This is a genomic window from Enterobacter sp. 01-M-03-SI-ECC, assembly GCF_047530215.1.
Lineage (GTDB): Bacteria > Pseudomonadota > Gammaproteobacteria > Enterobacterales > Enterobacteriaceae > Enterobacter > Enterobacter chengduensis.
Window position 1 is genome coordinate 39,518 of record NZ_JBLKDA010000007.1, and the last position, 18,057, is coordinate 57,574.

Consider the following 18,057-nt stretch of genomic DNA (forward strand, 5'->3'; position numbering starts at 1 on the left):
ATTTATTTTAGACACATACATTAATTCAATTTTGATATATTAAAATGCTATCAAAATAACATAGTTAAATATCAAAAAAATGACAAGCACACTTCAAAAATAGAAATCATCGCTGTTCACCATCAGTTATAACCGCCATGGGATAATAACTGAAAAATAACACCCCAACCTAAGAAAGGCATAAATATCAAAAAACCAACGTATTCATTACTGCCATTCGCTCTGGCAGAGGCTTCGCTCGCCTGAGAAAAACGCAAAAGGAGTAATACTTATGACTAACCTTAAATTTGGGGAAATCAATCCGGGCTATATGAATCGTATTACGGATATTATCAACTTCGCTACAACAGCCCATGCCAGGACATCCGTATTCACCTTCGTACTCAGATTACCTGAACATCGTGATACGGGTGACAGTATTGCCTGTGCGCCTGATCTGAGTTCAGGATTGATGGAACGAGTAACTGGGGCGCTGAGAGCCCGTATCACAGCCCATCAGAAACGACGCAAGCGGGAAGGCTATCAGGTTTGCCCAACTGACCTGAGACACGTCTGGGTACGTGAGGTGGGAACCAGCGGCAAATCCCATTACCACATGGCGATATTCGTCAACAAAGATACGTTCAATGGATTAGGTAATTATTCGAAAGAAGACCATAACCTGGGGAGTTACATCTGCGAGGCATGGCTAAGTGCGCTGGGACTGCTCGAATTCCCTGAGTACAGGACGCTGGTTGCTTTCAACAATGCACCGCACTATCTGGAGCGCCTTCGGGTGGATCGCTATGGTCAACAGATACTGAACCTCAGGAGCCATCTGGAATACTTTGCCAAAGAATACACCAAGGCATACACAAAAGAAGAACGCTCATTTGGGGGAAGTATCAGATAAGCCAGTACAGCGCAGGGAGGGTTTCTCCCGGCACTGGCAGAGCTCTGCACCATCTGCCGGATATGCCAGCGGCCACCGATGCGGCCGATGTCTCCCGCTTCCCGAAGAGCCCGGTGTCCTGATTGACACACGGTGATACCCAGAGCTTCAACAGGCGCTAGCGCAGGCCGCTTAACCTCCTACGCATAATTAGCACAGCGGCATGCCATAAGTTTTAATCATTGAGAACGCGCGTCGCACTGACCCCTTATAGACCCAAGGCTTCAATGTAAGCACTCATATGAGTTCGAACTAACGTTCGGGTATAGGCTACGTATGCTTCTTTGGAGGAAAGTAACGTCAGCAGGTCATCAAGATCTGTTCCTGGATCACGTCCCTCCTCCAGGGCCGCAATAGTATGTCGAATCGCAGCAATCACGGTTCGCCGATGGCGAGCGCGCATCTGCAACAGCTCAGCTCTCGCCAGGCCAAGATATTGGATACTCGCTTTTCCTTTCCTGCTTTCCTGCCCATTTATTAGTGCCGGTTCAACCCTGCCATCGTCGAGGAAAACCAAGTGTTCATCTGGGTCATCAATACAGGGGTTGAGCAATAATGGGTATTCGTTCCTTAACCCACGAGGGCCGGATGCTCGCGTGGCTTCATCAGCTAGCGGAAAATAATTCGACTTTCCGATAACGCGGGATGAGCCATCGAAGTCAGGCTGTGTTCTGGGGCGGTTACAGTCAGCGCATGCAATTAAAAGATTGGACCAACTGGCTGCTAGCCAGTAATAACCGTCTTTTCTGATTTTGGTTCTGAGTGGTGGCGTAGCGTCAATGACCACCCTTCCTTTGGGGCGGTAGTGCTCTATATCACCAGACTGGGTTCCTGCCAAAAGTGATTCACAGAATACGCATTTCCGGCCAAAAATTGCAGCTAGCTGAGCTCTGACCGCTTGAGTTGAATACGCTGTAAAGTTTGGCTTTTGACCTGCAAGGATGGCAAGACGATTTGCCCGACGTTCTGCCCGGCCTTCATCGACCAGTCCAATAGGCGTACTATTTGTAGGGCGTTCAACTTTAATCATCTTACTGATTTCCTTGAGTATCAGTACGAGGTGATACTTGATTCATGATAAAACGCAACCGAGATACAGTTTTTTCGGATAGTTCGCGTGCGCTGATGCTTGGCTGTACCGGCACATCTTCCAAGCCTGAAGTATCCAGAAGCTGTAGTGCAAGACGTTCACGGCGAGTTGCGCCCAGATAACGGTCATCGGTCAAACGTTGCACCAACTCTTCAAGTCTTGCATCTTCATTCGCTGTACGGTCTGGCGAGCCGAGCAGCTCTTCGTACTCATGAATATCCTCTTCCATCTGGGGATCAGCTGTACTCCGCAAGCCAAAATGTTCAGAAGATAAAAGTTGTTCGACTCTGAGCCTAGATACGGAGGGAAGATCCTCTAAAGCATAAATATGCCCAAGCCTGTCTCGCTTCAATACAGTCACTTCACCCGCGTAAAGCCCTCTTAAGCATAGTGGGTCATGGGTGCTATAAATAAATTGAGCGCGCGGAAAGGCTGCGCGCAGTGCAGATAGGCATTGAAGCCGCCATGCCGGATGGAAGTGATTACCCAGTTCGTCAATGATCACTACGCCTTCGGCGGACTCCATAGTTGATCCTGAGCGATAAAGCACCTTCATGATGTCTACCGCCATGCCAAGCATTGACTGATAACCATCACTGAGATGGTCAAATTTGCGACCTGGCACGTTACCTACTTGTAGAGAGACGGCACCAGTTTCAGGAGTCAGAATAACCGTAACTTGATGGTCTTGAGGCATCAGACTGGCGAGCACGTTATTTACTTCTGCTAAGCTTCCTTCCTCTAACGTGGAAAGCCACTCGGCGGGGTTGCTCAGAGGGAGGAAGGGGTCAAACAAATTATCAATTTTCGCGTGAGCTTCACCGTCTTTGGCTTTGTGCCTACCTTTTGGCAGTAACCTTGTTGCGCCGTAAGCCAAAACTAAAGACCTTGAAGTATCGGTGTTGAACTCGATAGCACGGTTGCGTCGAAGCTTCATGATGATGTCATCTTCGCCGCCAACGATGGACACTCTAACCTCTCCATCCGAAGCACCATCAGAGAGAAGCTTGGCGCTGTTTAACCCCAGTCTTTTGGAATATGCTTTCCCTGATAACGCCAGCGCCAGAGCGCGTAAAACGGTGCTCTTTCCTACGCCGTTCTCCCCTAAGAGTGCAAAGCATGGTGCCTGAGGTGACTCGGATAGGCTCAAGTCAAGATCGAGAATATGGATCGGGCCGAAGTTCTTTATCTTAATGCGGCTGATGTACTGAGACTTTGAGCGATAAGCTTCGAAGCCCGTACCTGCTTCAGTATCAATTTTCTGTTCAATCTTCACAGGCATAGCAGGGTGGATGGTTTCTCCCCGAACAGCAGCAACTCCATGATGGAGCATTTGTCGCCAAACGGCACAATGAGCTGTATGTCCTGTGGACTTGTCAGCTCTTTCTCGTGGGCTAGCGATTGTGAAAAGTTTTACTTGCTCTTCTCGAGAAATAATTAGCTGTCGCCGATTGAGATCCAGAAGTTGGATTGTTTCCATGCCACGGGAAGTTAGACCTTCGACAAATCCATTCTCCAAAAATCGTAGATGTTCATCAGGGTTGTCATGGCAAGGATCAAGAAGGATGGGCTCCTCATGTTCGAGGATCTGATCGTACCGTAATCCAGGGGGCGCTGATTCACCGAAAAGGGGAAACCGGTCAGCTTTATAGCGATTGCAAGTAGCGCAGGCCCAATAGAGATTTCTCCAATCAAACTGAAGATGCCAGTACGAGGAGCTTTGAGGTCTTTTCGTTTCGTTTACTGGGGGGGAACCTCTAGGTCTAAACCTTTCGATGACGCCAGAAGAAGATTGGTCTGCATAAATTTCGCAGTAGCAGCAGCGAGCTTCAAATGTGTCGACAAGAATGCTCCGGAGTCTCATGAACTGGCGCTCCACTGGTCTGAGTACTGATTGTTTTAAATCTGGCGAATCAGTAGGGAACTCGGTCCCAATGAGGTCGTAGAATGGCAACAAAAAGTCCGGGCACTGCGGGCGAAAAATTGGTGTCATCCTTGATTCCTTATGAAAGTGCGGCTCAAACCCCATAACGAGTTACCAATCCTTAATGCTGCCGTAACACCATTAAGCATTAATGAATTATATTTGTACGCAAACATAATTACCACGATGTATTTATGACCGATATATAAGGATCATGAGCGGCTGCAATTGGCCGATAATGGACACGCCAATTGCAGCAGTAGTGTAGAAATTAGGCCCTCGGTTAAGGCGGTCGCAGTCCTGAAAGGCATTGCTTACCATTCTGAACCTCCCGCAACAGGGGCATCCGTCTTTTTGTGCAGGTGCACACCCTCGTTGCGGTCTTCCCAGGGGTCGTATTGGTACTCGATGCGCAGGCGTCCGTCGAGTTGCGTTTGAATAACTTGTATCAGCCACTGCTCAGCGTCGTACGCAAATCGCTGTAAGTTCGGCAACGGTCGTAGCGGTAGCATTTATCTTCAAATATCGGTGCCTGTTTGTGTTTAATGTAGCCGGTCATCTGCCCGTGGGGCAGCAGATTGGCAGCAGCGTCGCAGTTGCAGGTTTCGCTGGGTTGCCCTGACGTTTATTCGGTGATCCCAGCCACTTTCGTGTGTTTTCGGTGAACTCGTATTGACAGGTCGAGCTCCTGCATCAAGTGACCAAGAGATTGACTGACCGCAACCCGGGGTCAGTCCAAGTCACGCCATCTTTTCATACTAGCTTGGGGCTGGACTAAGAAGCGTACTTGGTTAAACTGGGACGATTCGAAACCATCTTTGGCTACTTGCACCTTTGTGTAAACATACCAACAGACATATAGGCCAAGTTTAGCTCTTCATTCAGATGTAAAAATGAGCAGTGATTAGGAAGAAAAATGGATCATAGTGTACACAACAAGCTTATCTCTTTTATTTGGAACATTGCCGACGATTGCTTACGCGATGTGTACGTTCGAGGTAAGTACCGCGATGTGATTTTACCTATGGTGGTTTTGCGACGTTTGGATACTTTATTAGAGCCAACCAAGGAAGCTGTGTTGGCGGAAGTTAAATTCCAAAAAGAAGAGATGCAAGCTACAGAGTTGGATGATGAGCCCTTAAAGGCAGCTAGTGGCTATGTGTTTTATAACACGTCAAAATGGACATTGAAGTCACTATTTAACACCGCAACGAACAACCAGCAAATACTCCTGGCAAACTTTGAAGAGTACTTACTTGGCTTTAGCGATAACGTTAAAGAAATCATTGAGTGTTTTAACCTTAAGTCACAAATTCGCCACATGGCTTCGAAGCATGTTTTGTTAGATGTGGTTGAAAAATTTGTCTCTCCTTATATCAACTTAACGCCAGAAGTTGTGGAAGATCCCGATGGCAACAAGATGCCAGCCCTCTCCAACTTGGGTATGGGCTATGTGTTCGAAGAATTAATCCGCAAGTTTAATGAAGAAAACAACGAAGAAGCCGGTGAACACTTTACCCCCAGGGAAGTGATCGAACTGATGACGCACTTAGTTTTTGACCCGGTGAAGGACCAACTCCCACTCACCATGACTGTTTACGACCCAGCCTGTGGTAGCGGCGGTATGTTGACTGAATCTCAGAATTTCATTGAAGAGAAGTACCCTAATGACAGTCGGGATATCTATTTATACGGTAAAGAGATTAACGACGAAACTTACGCTATCTGTAAATCAGATATGATGATTAAGGGTAATAATCCTGAGAACATCAAAGTAGGCTCAACATTGTCTACGGACGAGTTTGCGTCCTCCCGGTTTGACTTTATGTTATCCAACCCGCCTTACGGCAAGAGTTGGGCGTCCGAACAGAAACACATCAAAGATGGGAGTGATGTGATTGATCCTCGCTTTAAAGTGTGCCTTAAAGATTATTGGGGTAACGTTGAGGTAGTCGATGCTACGCCGCGCTCAAGTGATGGCCAGTTACTATTCTTAATGGAAATGGTCAACAAGATGAAAGATCCCAGCGTTAGCCCGCTCGGCAGCCGGATCGCATCTGTTCACAATGGCTCATCCTTATTTACAGGGGATGCGGGTGGCGGTGAAAGTAATATTCGCCGGTTTATTATCGAAAACGATATGTTGGATACCATCGTTCAATTGCCGAATAACCTTTTCTATAACACAGGTATTACTACTTACATTTGGGTTCTCAATAACAATAAACCTGCTTCCCGAAAAGGCAAGGTACAACTGATTGATGCGAGCTTACTCTATCGCAAACTGCGTAAAAACTTAGGCAATAAAAACTGCGAATTTGCACCTGAACATATCACAGAAATCACCGATACCTATCTTGCCTGCGCGGACGTTGAAAGGCAATTAGATACAAACAATGACCCTGTTGGTATTGCCAGTAAAGTGTTTAGCAATGATGACTTTGGTTATTTCAAAGTGACCATTGAACGTCCGGACCGACGTAAAGCCTGCTTTACTCAGGACGCCATAGCAACACTGCGCTTTGATAAGCAATTTAGCGACGTGATGGCACACTTATATGCCGAATACGGTGAAGATGTCTATAAAACCACTGGTTTTGGCAGCGACCAGAAAAAAAGTTTCCTGAAATCCATTGAGCAAGAAATTCTCGCTTGGTGTGAAGAGAACGGAATCAGTTTAAATGCGAAAACCAGGGCCAAACTGCTTGATGCCAAGCATTGGTTAGCACTTAAAGGCGTTTTGGAAACGGCTAAGCAATTGATGAGTGACGTTGGTAATGATGAATTTGATGACTTTAATCAGTTTATGAACCTTGTTGATAAATCTCTTAAAGCAAACAGTATGAAACTCTCTGCGCCTGAGAAAAATGCTATCCTGAATGCCGTCAGTTGGTATGACGAGTCAGCAAAAAAAGTAGTTAAAAAAGTTGTTAAATTGAGTAGTGACAAACTAGACGCTCTACTTGCCCGCTATGAATGTGAAATGGATGATTTATCTGATTTTGGCTACTACCCAAGCGAAAAAAAAGGTGAATACGTTATTTACGAGACCAGCACTGACCTTCGTGACACTGAGTCGGTTCCATTGAAAAAAAGTATTTATCAGTACTTTCTTGATGAAGTAAAACCGCATATTAATGAAGCTTGGATCAATATGGATTCGGTGAAGATTGGTTATGAGATCAGTTTTAATAAATATTTCTATCGTCATAAGCCTTTAAGAAGCCTAGAAGAAGTAGCAACAGACATTATTAATCTTGAACAAAAGGCAGATGGGTTGATTGCGCAAATTTTAGGTATAAAAGTTTCAGAATTTCAGGGGAAAGATTGATGGTTAATTTAATTTCAATGCCGAAATATAAAGAATATATTAACTCAGGCTTTGAATGGATTGGTGAAATCCCTAGTCATTGGAAACTTACAAAGTTAGGTTCCTGTCTTTCTTCTGTGTCAGTAAAAAACTCCCCCCATCTTCCACTACTATCAATAACGCGTGAACTAGGCGTTATTGAAAGGGATGTTGAAGATCAAGACTCTAATCACAATTTTATTCCAGACGACCTAAGTGGCTATAAAAAGCTAGAAAAAGGACAATTTGGAATGAATAAAATGAAAGCTTGGCAAGGTTCATATGGTGTTTCAAAGCATACTGGCATAGTGAGCCCTGCTTACTTTGTTTTTAATTTTTCCAAAGCAATCAATCCGGATTTTTTCAATTTGGCAATTAGAAGTAAATTGTATGTTTCATTTTTCGGTAGTGCTTCAGATGGGGTGCGCATTGGGCAGTGGGACCTTTCAAAAGAGAGAATGAAAGCGATTCCTTTCATTCTTCCACCTGAAGAAGAACAAAGCCAAATCGTTAGTTTTCTTAACAAAAAGACAGAGCAAATTAACCTGGCGATTTCAATCAAAGAGCGTGAAATCAGCCTGCTTAAAGAGCGTAAGCAAATATTAATTCAAAAGGCAGTAACACAAGGCCTTGATCCAAACGTGCAATTGAAAGAATCTGGTGTGGATTGGATTGGTAAAATCCCAAAACATTGGGAGGTCAAACGCCTTAAATATATTTTAGAGGAGCGAAGTGAACGTTCAAAAACAGGAGAAGAACCTCTTTTTATGGTCAGTCAGATTCATGGCTTAGTTGTTAGAGCTGATTATCACGATAAGGCAGAAGTAGCTGCGAGCAACATCGACAATAAAGTTGTTTACGAGAATGATTTGGTTTTTAATAAGTTAAAAGCTCACTTAGGTGTATTCTTCAAAAGCAGCATTGAATTTAAAGGATTAGTCAGTCCTGATTACGCCGTTTATAAATGCAAAGATCATATTGTAGATGCGAAGTATTTGGAAATATTATTTCGTCATCCTTCATATATTGAACAATTCATCATTCGTGCGAAGGGAATTGTAGAAGGATTGATTAGATTATATACAGGTGATCTTTTTGACATCCATGTACCTGTAGCACCCGCAGAAGAGCAATTGACAATTCTTGCATATGCTGGAGAACAATCTAAAGCATACGACCTTGCTATTGAGTTGCAACAGACACAAATCGAAAAGCTAAAAGAGTACAAAACCACTCTGATCAACAGCGCTGTGACAGGCAAAATAAAAATTACACCTAATATGGTCGAGCAATATGTTCACAGTGAATCATAAAAGCAGCCCAGTTATGAGGCTAAGAAGCTCAGCGAACGAGGCTTTACCGATGCGTACGTTTTCTGAAATGTTTGGCATAGCGACCCGATGCACCAAGCACAGTACTGCTGATGGCCCCAAAAGAATATGATTTTGATGATGCCTGTGAATGCTTAGATTTACTGGCGCTTGATAAAAATGTTTTAAACAATGGAACTTACAACCATGGTTAGTCAAACCAATGAACAAGCATTAGAGTCAACCATTGAAAAATGTTTGGTAGGTATCAGTACTGAAGAGCTCAAAGAAGGAGTAAGCCACCAGTTCTTCGGTGCAGGGTATGTCATTGGTGTTTCTAGTGACTTTAATATGCAATATGCCATCGATGAGCGTTTTTTCTGGCAATTTCTAGAAAAGACACAGGAAGCTGAACTAACTAAATTACAAAAAAATAATCCAGCAGATTGGCAACGGAAGTTATTGGAACGGTTTGATCGGCTCATTAAAAAGCACGGTATTTTGCACCTACTTAAGAGAGGATTGAGTGTAGATGATGCCCATTTTATTTTGCTTTATCCGGCACCACTGGCGAGCAGTAGCGAGAAGGTAAAGCAGAACTTTGCTGGAAACGTTTTTAGTTGTACTAGGCAGGTACGTTACTCGATAGCGAATCCTTTACAAGAAATAGACATGGTGTTGTTCATCAACGGTATACCATTGATCACCTTGGAGTTAAAAAACCCCTGGACGGGACAAACGGCTCGCTACCATGGGCAAAAGCAATATCGTGACGACCGTGATGCTACTCAGCCATTGCTGACCTTTAGTCGTTGTCTGGTGCATATGGCAGTGGATACGGATGAGGTCTACATGACCACGAAGTTGGTGGGAAGCAATACATTTTTCTTGCCGTTCAATAAAGGACACAACCTTGGCCAGGGTAATCCTCCTAACCCAGCTGGGCACAAAACGGCATATCTATGGCAAGAGATATTCACCAAAGAAAGCCTAGCCAACATCATTCAGCATTTTGTCCGTCTGGATGGCACAAGTAAAGAGTCATTACCGAAGCGAACCTTGTTTTTCCCTCGATACCACCAACTAGATGTTGTCAGAAAATTGGTCGATCATGCTGCTACTCATGGCGTTGGTCAGACATATTTAATTCAACATTCAGCTGGTTCTGGTAAGTCTAATTCAATTACTTGGGCTGCCTACCAGCTTATTGAGACCTATCCTTCTACCGAAGCCGTGGCAGGTGGTAAAAGTCTGGAGCAGCCTTTATTCGACTCTGTGATTGTCGTGACTGACAGACGACTGTTGGATAAACAATTACGGGATAATATTAAAGAGTTCTCAGAAGTAAAGAATATCATTGCCCCAGCACACAAGTCATCTGAGCTTAAGCAAGCACTTGAAAACGGCAAGAAAATCATTATTACGACGATTCAAAAATTCCCGTTTATCATTGATGGTATTGCCGACCTGAGTGATAAGCGTTTCGCCGTGATCATCGATGAGGCACACAGTTCTCAGTCTGGTTCAGCGCATAACAATATGAACCGAGCAATGGGTAAAGCTGAAGTTGAAGAGGCTGAGGATGCTCAGGATAAAATTCTTCAAGCAATGAAGTCGAGTAAAATGCGAGGTAATGCATCGTATCTGGCGTTTACGGCAACACCGAAAAACAGCACGCTAGAAAAGTTTGGAGAGCGTCAGGAAGATGGTGCATTTAAACCCTTCCATCTTTACTCGATGAAACAAGCGATAGAAGAAGGTTTTATTCTGGACGTACTTGCCAATTATACGACTTACAAGAGCTATTATGAGATTGAGAAATCGATAGCTGACAACCCAGAGTTCGATACTAAAAAAGCCCAGAAAAAACTTAGAGCCTATGTTGAGCGCAGTCAGCAGACTATTGATACGAAGGCAGAGATCATGTTGGAGCATTTTGTGCCTCACGTGGTAAATGCGAAAAAGCTCAAAGGCAAAGGAAAGGGGATGATAGTAACTCAAAACATTGAGACTGCCATTCGTTACTACAAAGCCATCAAACGTATACTTGAAGAGCAAAGCAACCCTTTTAAAATTCTGATTGCATTCTCGGGTACGAAAGAAGTTGATGGAATTGAGTACACTGAAGCCGATATCAATGGCTTTGCTGAAACTGATACTAAAGATATGTTCGATACTGATGAATATCGACTTTTGGTTGTCGCCAACAAATACCTTACCGGATTTGACCAGCCAAAGCTTTGTGCTATGTATGTGGATAAAAAGCTAGCGAGCGTCTTGTGTGTGCAAGCATTGTCGCGACTCAATCGTAGTGCACCCAAGTTGGGAAAGAAAACAGAAGATTTGTTTGTACTGGATTTCTTCAATTCTGTTGAAGACATTCAGTTAGCATTTGATCCGTTTTATACAGCCACATCTTTGTCGCAAGCCACTGATATCAACGTGCTGCATGAGTTAAAAGATGAAATGGATGATGTGGGGATTTATGAGTGGCATGAAGTTGAAGAGTTTGTAATTCGTTACTTTAAAAATGAGGATGCCCAGACTCTTAGCCCGATAATCGATGTTGCAGCAGCTCGTTTTGACTATGAGTTAGAACTCGAACCTGAAGCTAAAGTTGATTTCAAAATTAAAGCCAAACAATTCGTGAAAATCTATGGGCAAATGGCCTCTATCATGCCTTATGAGATGGTGACTTGGGAGAAACTGTTCTGGTTCTTGAAATTCCTCATACCTAAGCTGAAAGTTGAAGACCCTGACGCAGATGCCATTGATGAGCTTTTAGATTCTGTTGATTTGAGTTCCTATGGGCTGCAGCGTGTGAAGCTCAATCACACAATCAAGTTGAGCGATGAGGAAGCGGAGCTTGATCCACAAAACCCAAACCCACGTGGAGCACATAGCAGTGAAAAGGAAAAAGATCCATTAGACGAAATAATCCGCACCTTCAATGAGAGGTGGTTCCAGGGGTGGAGTGCTACGCCTGAAGAGCAGAAAGTGAAGTTTATAAACATTGCTGAGAGCATTCGTAATCACCCTGATTTTGAGACTAAGTATAGAAATAATCCTGATCCACATAACAGAAACTTGGCTTTTGAAAAGATGCTCAAAGAGATTATGTTGCAACGACGTAAGGATGAGCTGGAGCTTTATAAGCTGTTTGCAGGAGACTCAGCATTCAAAGCATCCTGGACACAAAGCATGCAACGAATGATCGGTGAGTAAATTGGAGCTTCCCCAGAGATAATGCTGTATTGGTTGCTAAGATCAGCGAAAACATTAGAATTGAAGAAGAGTTGAGGTTAATAAACCTCAACTTAATTCATGCCATAAGAAAATCGTTACAGCATTTAAATTAAACACCCCAAACATTAACTGTTTTTGCATCAAAAATTTTTACTTTTGCGTGGAATTTTGATTGTATTGAACGAATATGTTCCGCATCATTATCAGAATAAACCCCAATATAAACACTCCATAGTTTTGGAGGGATTTTATTTTGAGCATGCGTCGCTTTGTTGATCGCTTCAATGATATGCTCATCATACTCACCAAAATTAAAACCAAAAGTAATCAAAGAGCCATCGACTGATGATAATTTATCAAAACAATGAGATAGATATCTATTATGCCTAATGTGGCTAAGTTTTTCATCTCCGTTTCCGGCTGTTACAAATATTGGATAACTTCCTCTATCGAGTCTTTTTTTAATCTTTTCTAATAAAAAATTACTTTGATCATATTGTTCCTTTTCAATATCAACCCCTGAGTCAAAAATATGTAAAGCACCATGTAAATAATGAATATTTTGGCTCTCTATATTTGGCCCCCACACAAGATCCGAATATTCAGCCGTTTCTCCACGGAGCACTTCATCAAGATTTTCTATCTCTCGACCAAAGCCATCGATAGCATTTTCAACATGCTTGCGCATAAGGGTCCAATATAATAACATGTCATAATTCGTAGAAAAAACATGCCCGCCGCTTTTAATAAATAAATTTAAGAATTCAGCACAAGCAATTATCTTTTTCTCTGGGATTTTATATACATGCTCAGGATGAAGTTGATGTATCGAACTTAGCAAACCGTCTTTCAACTTTTTGCTTGCTAAAATAATATCACTCTGCAACTTATCATCCGAGCCAAAAGCCTTTAACAAGGCCAATGTTGTATCTAATTGCTGCATTACCAATTCAAAATTTTTAGTTTTTATCACATCAAAAAGTTTATTGATTAATTGATCATCTCTCGACGTTAAAAAATTATAAAGGGCGTTATATGAGAATATTTCGTTATCATAGGCCATACTGAAACCATTCCCCATAAGTAGAGAGTATGGCCGAGATTTCTTATGTAAATAAGTAATTACTTCCTCAAAACTCATTATTTCCATTTAATTCTTTATTCCTAAAAAATCCAAGTTTGGATATATTCGCTATTATTCATAGCACTAAGACTAAAGAAGTAGATAGTAAACATCTGTAATCTTCATCACATTTACATAAGCAGACCATCTTCAAATGAAAGAAAATATGCTATAGTGATTAATAATCATACACTTATAGGAAATGCACTGAGATTTTTCATCAAAGTATCTCAGCACATTTCAATTATTTTTTCGAAAAATCAAACGGACTTATCCCCTTCACCCGATTAGCATCCAGATAATCCGCCCACCACTGCAACATCAGTCTGCGTTCATCCAAGTGCTCGGCCTTATGGATATAAGCTGCACGTACTGAGTTACGCTCCTGGTGACTCATCTGCCGCTCTACCGCATCTCTCGACCACAGCCCCGACTCAATCAACGAACTACACGCCATCGTTCTGAAACCATGCCCACAGACTTCCGTTTTGGTGTCATAGCCCATAACTCGCAAAGCCTTGTTCACCGTGTTCTCACTCATGGGTTTACGGGGATCGTGATCGCCTACGAAAATCAGCTCTCGATTCCCATTCATGCTTTTAATCTTTTCCAGAATAGTTAAGGCTTGCCGCGACAAAGGAACAAGATGAGGAGTCCGCATCTTTGAACCACGCTGAGAATGTTTAACTCCTTCCAGCAGTTCGCGCTCACCTGGAATCGTCCACATGGCCGTTTCAAAATCGACTTCTGACCAGCGGGCAAAACGCAGCTCGCTTGAACGGATGAAAACCAACAAAGTGAGTTCAACCGCCAGTCGGGTTAACGGTCTACCAGAATAGTGATCAATGCGATGAAGTAATTCCGGAATACGGTTAAGTTCCAGAGCAGCACGGTGCTGTCTTTTTGCCGTAGCAACTGCACCGGCAATCTCTTGTGCTGGGTTGTAATCGATTAAGCCGCTCTGCACAGCAAAACGCATAATTGCGGTAGTGCGCTGCTGTAAACGGGCGGCGACTTCAAGACGCCCGGATGACTCCACCGCTTTGATAGGGACAAGCAGATCCCGCGTCTTCAATTCAGCAATATTCCGCTTACCGATAGCAGCAAAGAGATTATCTTCGAGACTTTTCAATACACGAGCGCTATGCGCTGAAGACCATTTCTGATTGCTGGCATGCCAGTCTCTGGCAACCACTTCAAACGTTATCGCCTCTTGCTCCTGCTCTACTTTAACGGCTTTCTTGTTTTCACTGGGATCGACGCCATTAGCTAACAGCTTACGGGCTTCGTCCCGGCGCGCCCTGGCATCCGCCAGCGAAACCTCAGGGTATTTCCCAAGCGCCAGCATCTTCTCTTTACCACCGAAGCGATAACGTAGCCGCCAGTATTTGGAGCCGTTAGGATGAACCAGCAAAACCATACCGTCGCCGTCAGTAAGTTTATAGGCTTTTGCTTCAGGCTTAGCCGAACGAACCTTCACATCACTCAGAGCCATGATGAATATCCTTTCAAGGGTTCTGTGTGGGTACAAACATTATCGAACCGCGATATACCCGCAGTTGTACCCGCATCAGTAAGTTGATGTAGATTGAATCAGGTTGACTTAGATTGAGTGAAAAAGCGAGGAAAGCCTTGCGGATACTGGATTTCAGGCACAAAAAAAGACGTCCGTTGACGTCTATTGATGTTCCGATGGTGCCGAAGGCCGGACTCGAACCGGCACGTATTTCTACGGTTGATTTTGAATCAACTGCGTCTACCGATTTCGCCACTTCGGCACTGAAGGGGATGCGGAAACGTTGTGGATTATACCTGTCGCGCGCCGCCATGCAAGCGACGACGCGCTAAACCCGCGCTAAGTGCCCAAAAAACCAGCGCCCTTTCACTCCAGCTCAGACACCGCAAGCCGAATCACCCTCGCAGCCTTCTGCTCCGGCAGCGCCAGCACCTTGGCCCACATCTCCTGCACCATATCGCAGGAGAGCTTCTCTTTGCCCGCCGCCTTCTCAGGCATCTGCAGCAGCTGGATGTCCTCACCGTACTTATCGGCAAGCGCCTTCATAATCGGTCGCACATCCTCGACGGCCGCCTCGCGTTCGGCAGGGGTCACGGTGTGGCGGTTTTTGCCGTAGGCCGCGCGCATCATGTCGGCGTCGGCCTGCATGCGCCGCGCCATCAGGTCTTTATCCAGCATGCGCATCGGGTTCACGCCGCCCTTCACCGCCGGGTAGAGGAAGCGGAAGCAGGCGTCGTCGCTCACCTTCTGGATGGCGGCAGTCTGCTCCATGTTGATGGTCATGTAGTTCACCACGTTGGCGTCCGGGGCGTTTTGCAGGCGCGACATCTGCAGATGCAGGATCTGCGGCTGGATGGTGTCGATAATCTGCTGCTCCGGCTCGCCCGCTTTTTGCAGGGCGGCCATCTGGTCGAGGATGCGCTGATGCAGCGCGGGCTCCTGCTCCTTGATCACCTGCCAGGCGGGCATCGCGTTAAGGGCAGCATCCATCTGCCGTTCCGGCGCGCGCTGCCTGTCGAAGAACACCCAGAACGCCACGGCGGCGGCCACCACAACAACCATCACGGTACGGGTCCACGTTTTATTCATCTCGCATCCTTATCCTTGAATTATGCCGGTTTACACCGGCACGCCGCTGTGGAAGCGAAATTCGGTGTCCGGTGTCGAGATAAGTGTGGCTTCAATTTCACCAAAAAGCTGTATGCGCGGTGAGATATCGTCGTCGCTCACCTGCTGAGCCAGCGTCAGGTAGTCCTGATAATGGCGCGCTTCCGAGCGCAGCAGCGAGAGATAGAACTTCTGCAGGTCGTCGTCGAGGAACGGGGCCAGCGCGGCGAAGCGTTCGCAGGAGCGGGCTTCGATGTAGGCGCCGCAGATGAGCTTGTCGATCAGCGTCAGCGGTTCGTGGGTGCGCACTTCCTTCAGCATCCCTTTGGCGTAGCGGCTGGCGGTGATTTTGACGTACGGAATGTCGCGGGCCAGCATCGCCTCGCGCACCTGCCAGAAGTGGTGCAGCTCCTCTTTAATCAGCAGCACCATGCTGTCGATCAGCGCCTGGCCCCACGGGTCGTCGGTTTTGGGCATCACGCTTTTGCCAATCTGCTTGTGCAGGGCGATGAAGTCCGGCTCCGGGCCGTCGCGGAAGGTGAACTGTTCGTAGGGCCTGAGCCAGTCGAGCAGCGCGTCGGCACCGCTTTCGTCGGCAACGTATTTACGCACGAGTAATAGCGCGGTCTGGGCGGCCTTGAGCTCGCACACCATGTGGTCGGTGAGCAGCAGCGGCAGGTTCGCCGGGTCGCGGGCTTTATCAATCCATGCTTGCGGGGTCGGGCACTGGAGGAAGTTGAGTACGGGGGCGAGTATCTGCGGGTAATCCATGGTTCTGCCTTGAAAAAGCGGTGGCGAGCGCCACCGCCTGAAACGCTTAGTGACGCACGCCGTCGTCGTCTTCATCGACGTAATCTTCGTCGTCGCCTTCTTCGCCGTCTTCACCGTTCGGATCTTCGAAGTAGGTTCCCCAGCCGTCGTACTCCACGTCAAACTTCTCGGCCAGGTTCATCAGCTGTTCGACCTGCGCGTCGATAAGTTCCGCCTTCAGCGCGCCTTCGCTCAGGATGTCGCAGCAGATGACGGTGTCGCCCTCTTCCACTTCCAGCTCTTCCGGCTCGGTCACTTCGTAACCCAGCTTGAAGGCTTCTACGGCCATTTTTTCCAGCGCGTCGAAATCATCCGCAGAGAAATGGTGCTCGATGGTGTACAGCGCGTCCGGATCGCTACCGTCTTCCAGCAGTTCTTCAATAATCAGACGCGTCTCTTCGCGTTGCTCTTCCAGTAATTCCGGGTTTGCCATGGCTCAATCCTCTTTAAAGTGCGGCAGATACTTCTATTTTCACACACGGACGGGTTTGCCTCCACCTTTGTAAGAAAGAATTGTGAAACGGGGTTGCAAATGAATAATTACACATATAAAGTGAATTTTAATTCAACAAGTGGCATTCGCCATGTGAGGATAAAATGTCTGATCTGTACAAGAAACACTTTCTGAAATTGCTCGACTTTACCCCTGCACAGTTCACTTCTCTGCTGATCCTTGCCGCACAGCTCAAAGCCGATAAGAAAAAGGGCAAGGAAGTACAAAAGCTTACCGGTAAAAACATCGCGCTCATCTTCGAAAAAGACTCGACCCGTACACGTTGCTCTTTCGAAGTTGCCGCATTTGACCAGGGCGCGCGCGTCACGTATTTAGGGCCGAGCGGCAGCCAGATTGGGCATAAAGAGTCAATTAAGGACACCGCACGGGTTCTCGGACGGATGTACGACGGCATTCAGTATCGCGGCCACGGCCAGGAAGTTGTCGAAACGCTGGCGCAGTACGCGGGCGTGCCGGTGTGGAACGGGCTGACCAACGAGTTCCACCCAACGCAGCTGCTGGCGGACCTGCTGACCATGCAGGAGCACCTGCCGGGCAAGGCGTTTAACGAGATGACGCTGGTCTACGCGGGCGACGCGCGCAACAACATGGGCAACTCGATGCTGGAAGCGGCGGCTCTGACCGGGCTGGATCTGCGCCTGGTGGCACCAAAAGCCTGCTGGCCGGAAGAGAGCCTGGTGGCGGAGTGCAGCGCGCTGGCGGAGAAGCACGGCGGGAAAATTACCCTGACGGAAGACGTGGCGGCGGGCGTGAAGGGCGCGGACTTTATCTATACCGACGTGTGGGTGTCGATGGGCGAAGCCAAAGAGAAGTGGGCGGAGCGGATTGCGCTGCTGCGCGGGTATCAGGTGAACGCGCAGATGATGGCGCTGACCGGCAACCCGAACGTGAAGTTCCTGCACTGTCTGCCGGCGTTCCATGACGACCAGACCACGCTCGGCAAGCAGATGGCGAAGGAATTCGACCTGCACGGCGGGATGGAGGTGACGGACGAGGTGTTCGAGTCGGCGGCGAGCATCGTGTTCGACCAGGCGGAAAACCGGATGCATACGATCAAGGCGGTGATGGTGGCGACGCTTGGGGAGTGAGAGTCCCCTCACCCCGGCCCTCTCCCCAAAGGGGCGAGGGGATCAAAAC

At 46.4% G+C, this 18,057-nt stretch carries 13 protein-coding genes and 1 tRNA gene; 6 read left to right on the forward strand and 8 right to left on the reverse strand.

Translation table 11 applies throughout. The features are described 5' to 3' along the window. The first annotated feature begins 271 nt into the window (after positions 1–271). Entirely contained in the window at positions 272–892 is a 621-nt protein-coding gene (locus tag ACMWKK_RS08870; RefSeq protein WP_062740193.1) for an inovirus Gp2 family protein, read from the forward strand. A gap of 247 nt (positions 893–1,139) precedes the next feature. Here ACMWKK_RS08870 and ACMWKK_RS08875 read toward each other — a convergent pair whose 3' ends face one another. Next, positions 1,140–1,961, reverse strand: coding sequence for a hypothetical protein (locus ACMWKK_RS08875; protein ID WP_406542780.1), 822 nt, complete (start codon positions 1,959–1,961; stop codon positions 1,140–1,142). A 1-nt stretch (position 1,962) separates the two neighbouring features. Beyond that, positions 1,963–4,014: an AAA family ATPase gene (locus ACMWKK_RS08880; protein WP_164504971.1), complete on the reverse strand. Its 2,052-nt coding sequence runs from the start codon at positions 4,012–4,014 to the stop codon at positions 1,963–1,965. Between the two features lie 847 nt (positions 4,015–4,861). Here ACMWKK_RS08880 and ACMWKK_RS08885 point away from each other — a divergent pair. The 3 genes from ACMWKK_RS08885 (at position 4,862) to ACMWKK_RS08895 (ending at position 11,829) form a co-directional block, all read left to right on the forward strand. Then, the gene (locus ACMWKK_RS08885) at positions 4,862–7,276 is read left to right on the forward strand and encodes a type I restriction-modification system subunit M (RefSeq protein ID WP_062740184.1); all 2,415 of its coding nucleotides are present in this window, start codon (positions 4,862–4,864) and stop codon (positions 7,274–7,276) included. After that, the gene (locus ACMWKK_RS08890; protein WP_406542781.1) at positions 7,276–8,607 is read left to right on the forward strand and encodes a restriction endonuclease subunit S; all 1,332 of its coding nucleotides are present in this window, start codon (positions 7,276–7,278) and stop codon (positions 8,605–8,607) included. Before ACMWKK_RS08885 ends, ACMWKK_RS08890 begins: the two co-directional genes overlap by 1 nt. A 204-nt stretch (positions 8,608–8,811) precedes the next feature. Further along, the gene (locus ACMWKK_RS08895) at positions 8,812–11,829 is read left to right on the forward strand and encodes a type I restriction endonuclease subunit R (RefSeq protein WP_406542782.1); all 3,018 of its coding nucleotides are present in this window, start codon (positions 8,812–8,814) and stop codon (positions 11,827–11,829) included. 130 nt (positions 11,830–11,959) lie between these two features. Here the strand turns inward: ACMWKK_RS08895 and ACMWKK_RS08900 are convergent, their stop codons facing one another. From ACMWKK_RS08900 to rraB, 6 genes are all read right to left on the reverse strand, one after another. After that, positions 11,960–12,991 (reverse strand): DUF4917 family protein, encoded by a 1,032-nt coding sequence (locus ACMWKK_RS08900; RefSeq protein WP_406542783.1) that lies wholly within the window; start codon positions 12,989–12,991, stop codon positions 11,960–11,962. A gap of 226 nt (positions 12,992–13,217) precedes the next feature. After that, a complete protein-coding gene (locus ACMWKK_RS08905) occupies positions 13,218–14,468 on the reverse strand; it encodes a tyrosine-type recombinase/integrase (protein ID WP_062740175.1) in 1,251 nt (416 codons plus the stop codon). Positions 14,469–14,666: 198 nt separating this feature from the next. Then, positions 14,667–14,751 (reverse strand) — tRNA-Leu (locus ACMWKK_RS08910). A 104-nt stretch (positions 14,752–14,855) separates the two neighbouring features. Next, the gene (locus ACMWKK_RS08915) at positions 14,856–15,578 is read right to left on the reverse strand and encodes a topoisomerase II (RefSeq protein ID WP_112780461.1); all 723 of its coding nucleotides are present in this window, start codon (positions 15,576–15,578) and stop codon (positions 14,856–14,858) included. Between the two features lie 30 nt (positions 15,579–15,608). After that, the gene (gene miaE / locus ACMWKK_RS08920) at positions 15,609–16,367 is read right to left on the reverse strand and encodes a tRNA isopentenyl-2-thiomethyl-A-37 hydroxylase MiaE (RefSeq protein WP_112780460.1); all 759 of its coding nucleotides are present in this window, start codon (positions 16,365–16,367) and stop codon (positions 15,609–15,611) included. Positions 16,368–16,413: 46 nt separating this feature from the next. Further along, positions 16,414–16,839 carry a ribonuclease E inhibitor RraB gene (rraB, locus tag ACMWKK_RS08925; RefSeq protein WP_008501374.1) on the reverse strand — a complete coding sequence of 142 codons (426 nt, stop codon included), beginning with the start codon at positions 16,837–16,839 and terminating at the stop codon, positions 16,414–16,416. Positions 16,840–16,938: 99 nt separating this feature from the next. Here rraB and argL point away from each other — a divergent pair, with 99 nt between their 5' ends. Together argL and argF are read left to right on the forward strand one after the other, a co-directional pair. After that, entirely contained in the window at positions 16,939–17,034 is a 96-nt protein-coding gene (gene argL, locus ACMWKK_RS08930; protein ID WP_214585915.1) for a putative translational regulatory protein ArgL, read from the forward strand. Further along, on the forward strand, positions 17,004–18,008 hold the full coding sequence (gene argF / locus ACMWKK_RS08935) for an ornithine carbamoyltransferase (protein WP_112780459.1): 1,005 nt from the start codon (positions 17,004–17,006) through the stop codon (positions 18,006–18,008). The genes argL and argF overlap by 31 nt, the downstream gene beginning before the upstream one ends. Positions 18,009–18,057 lie beyond the last annotated feature (49 nt).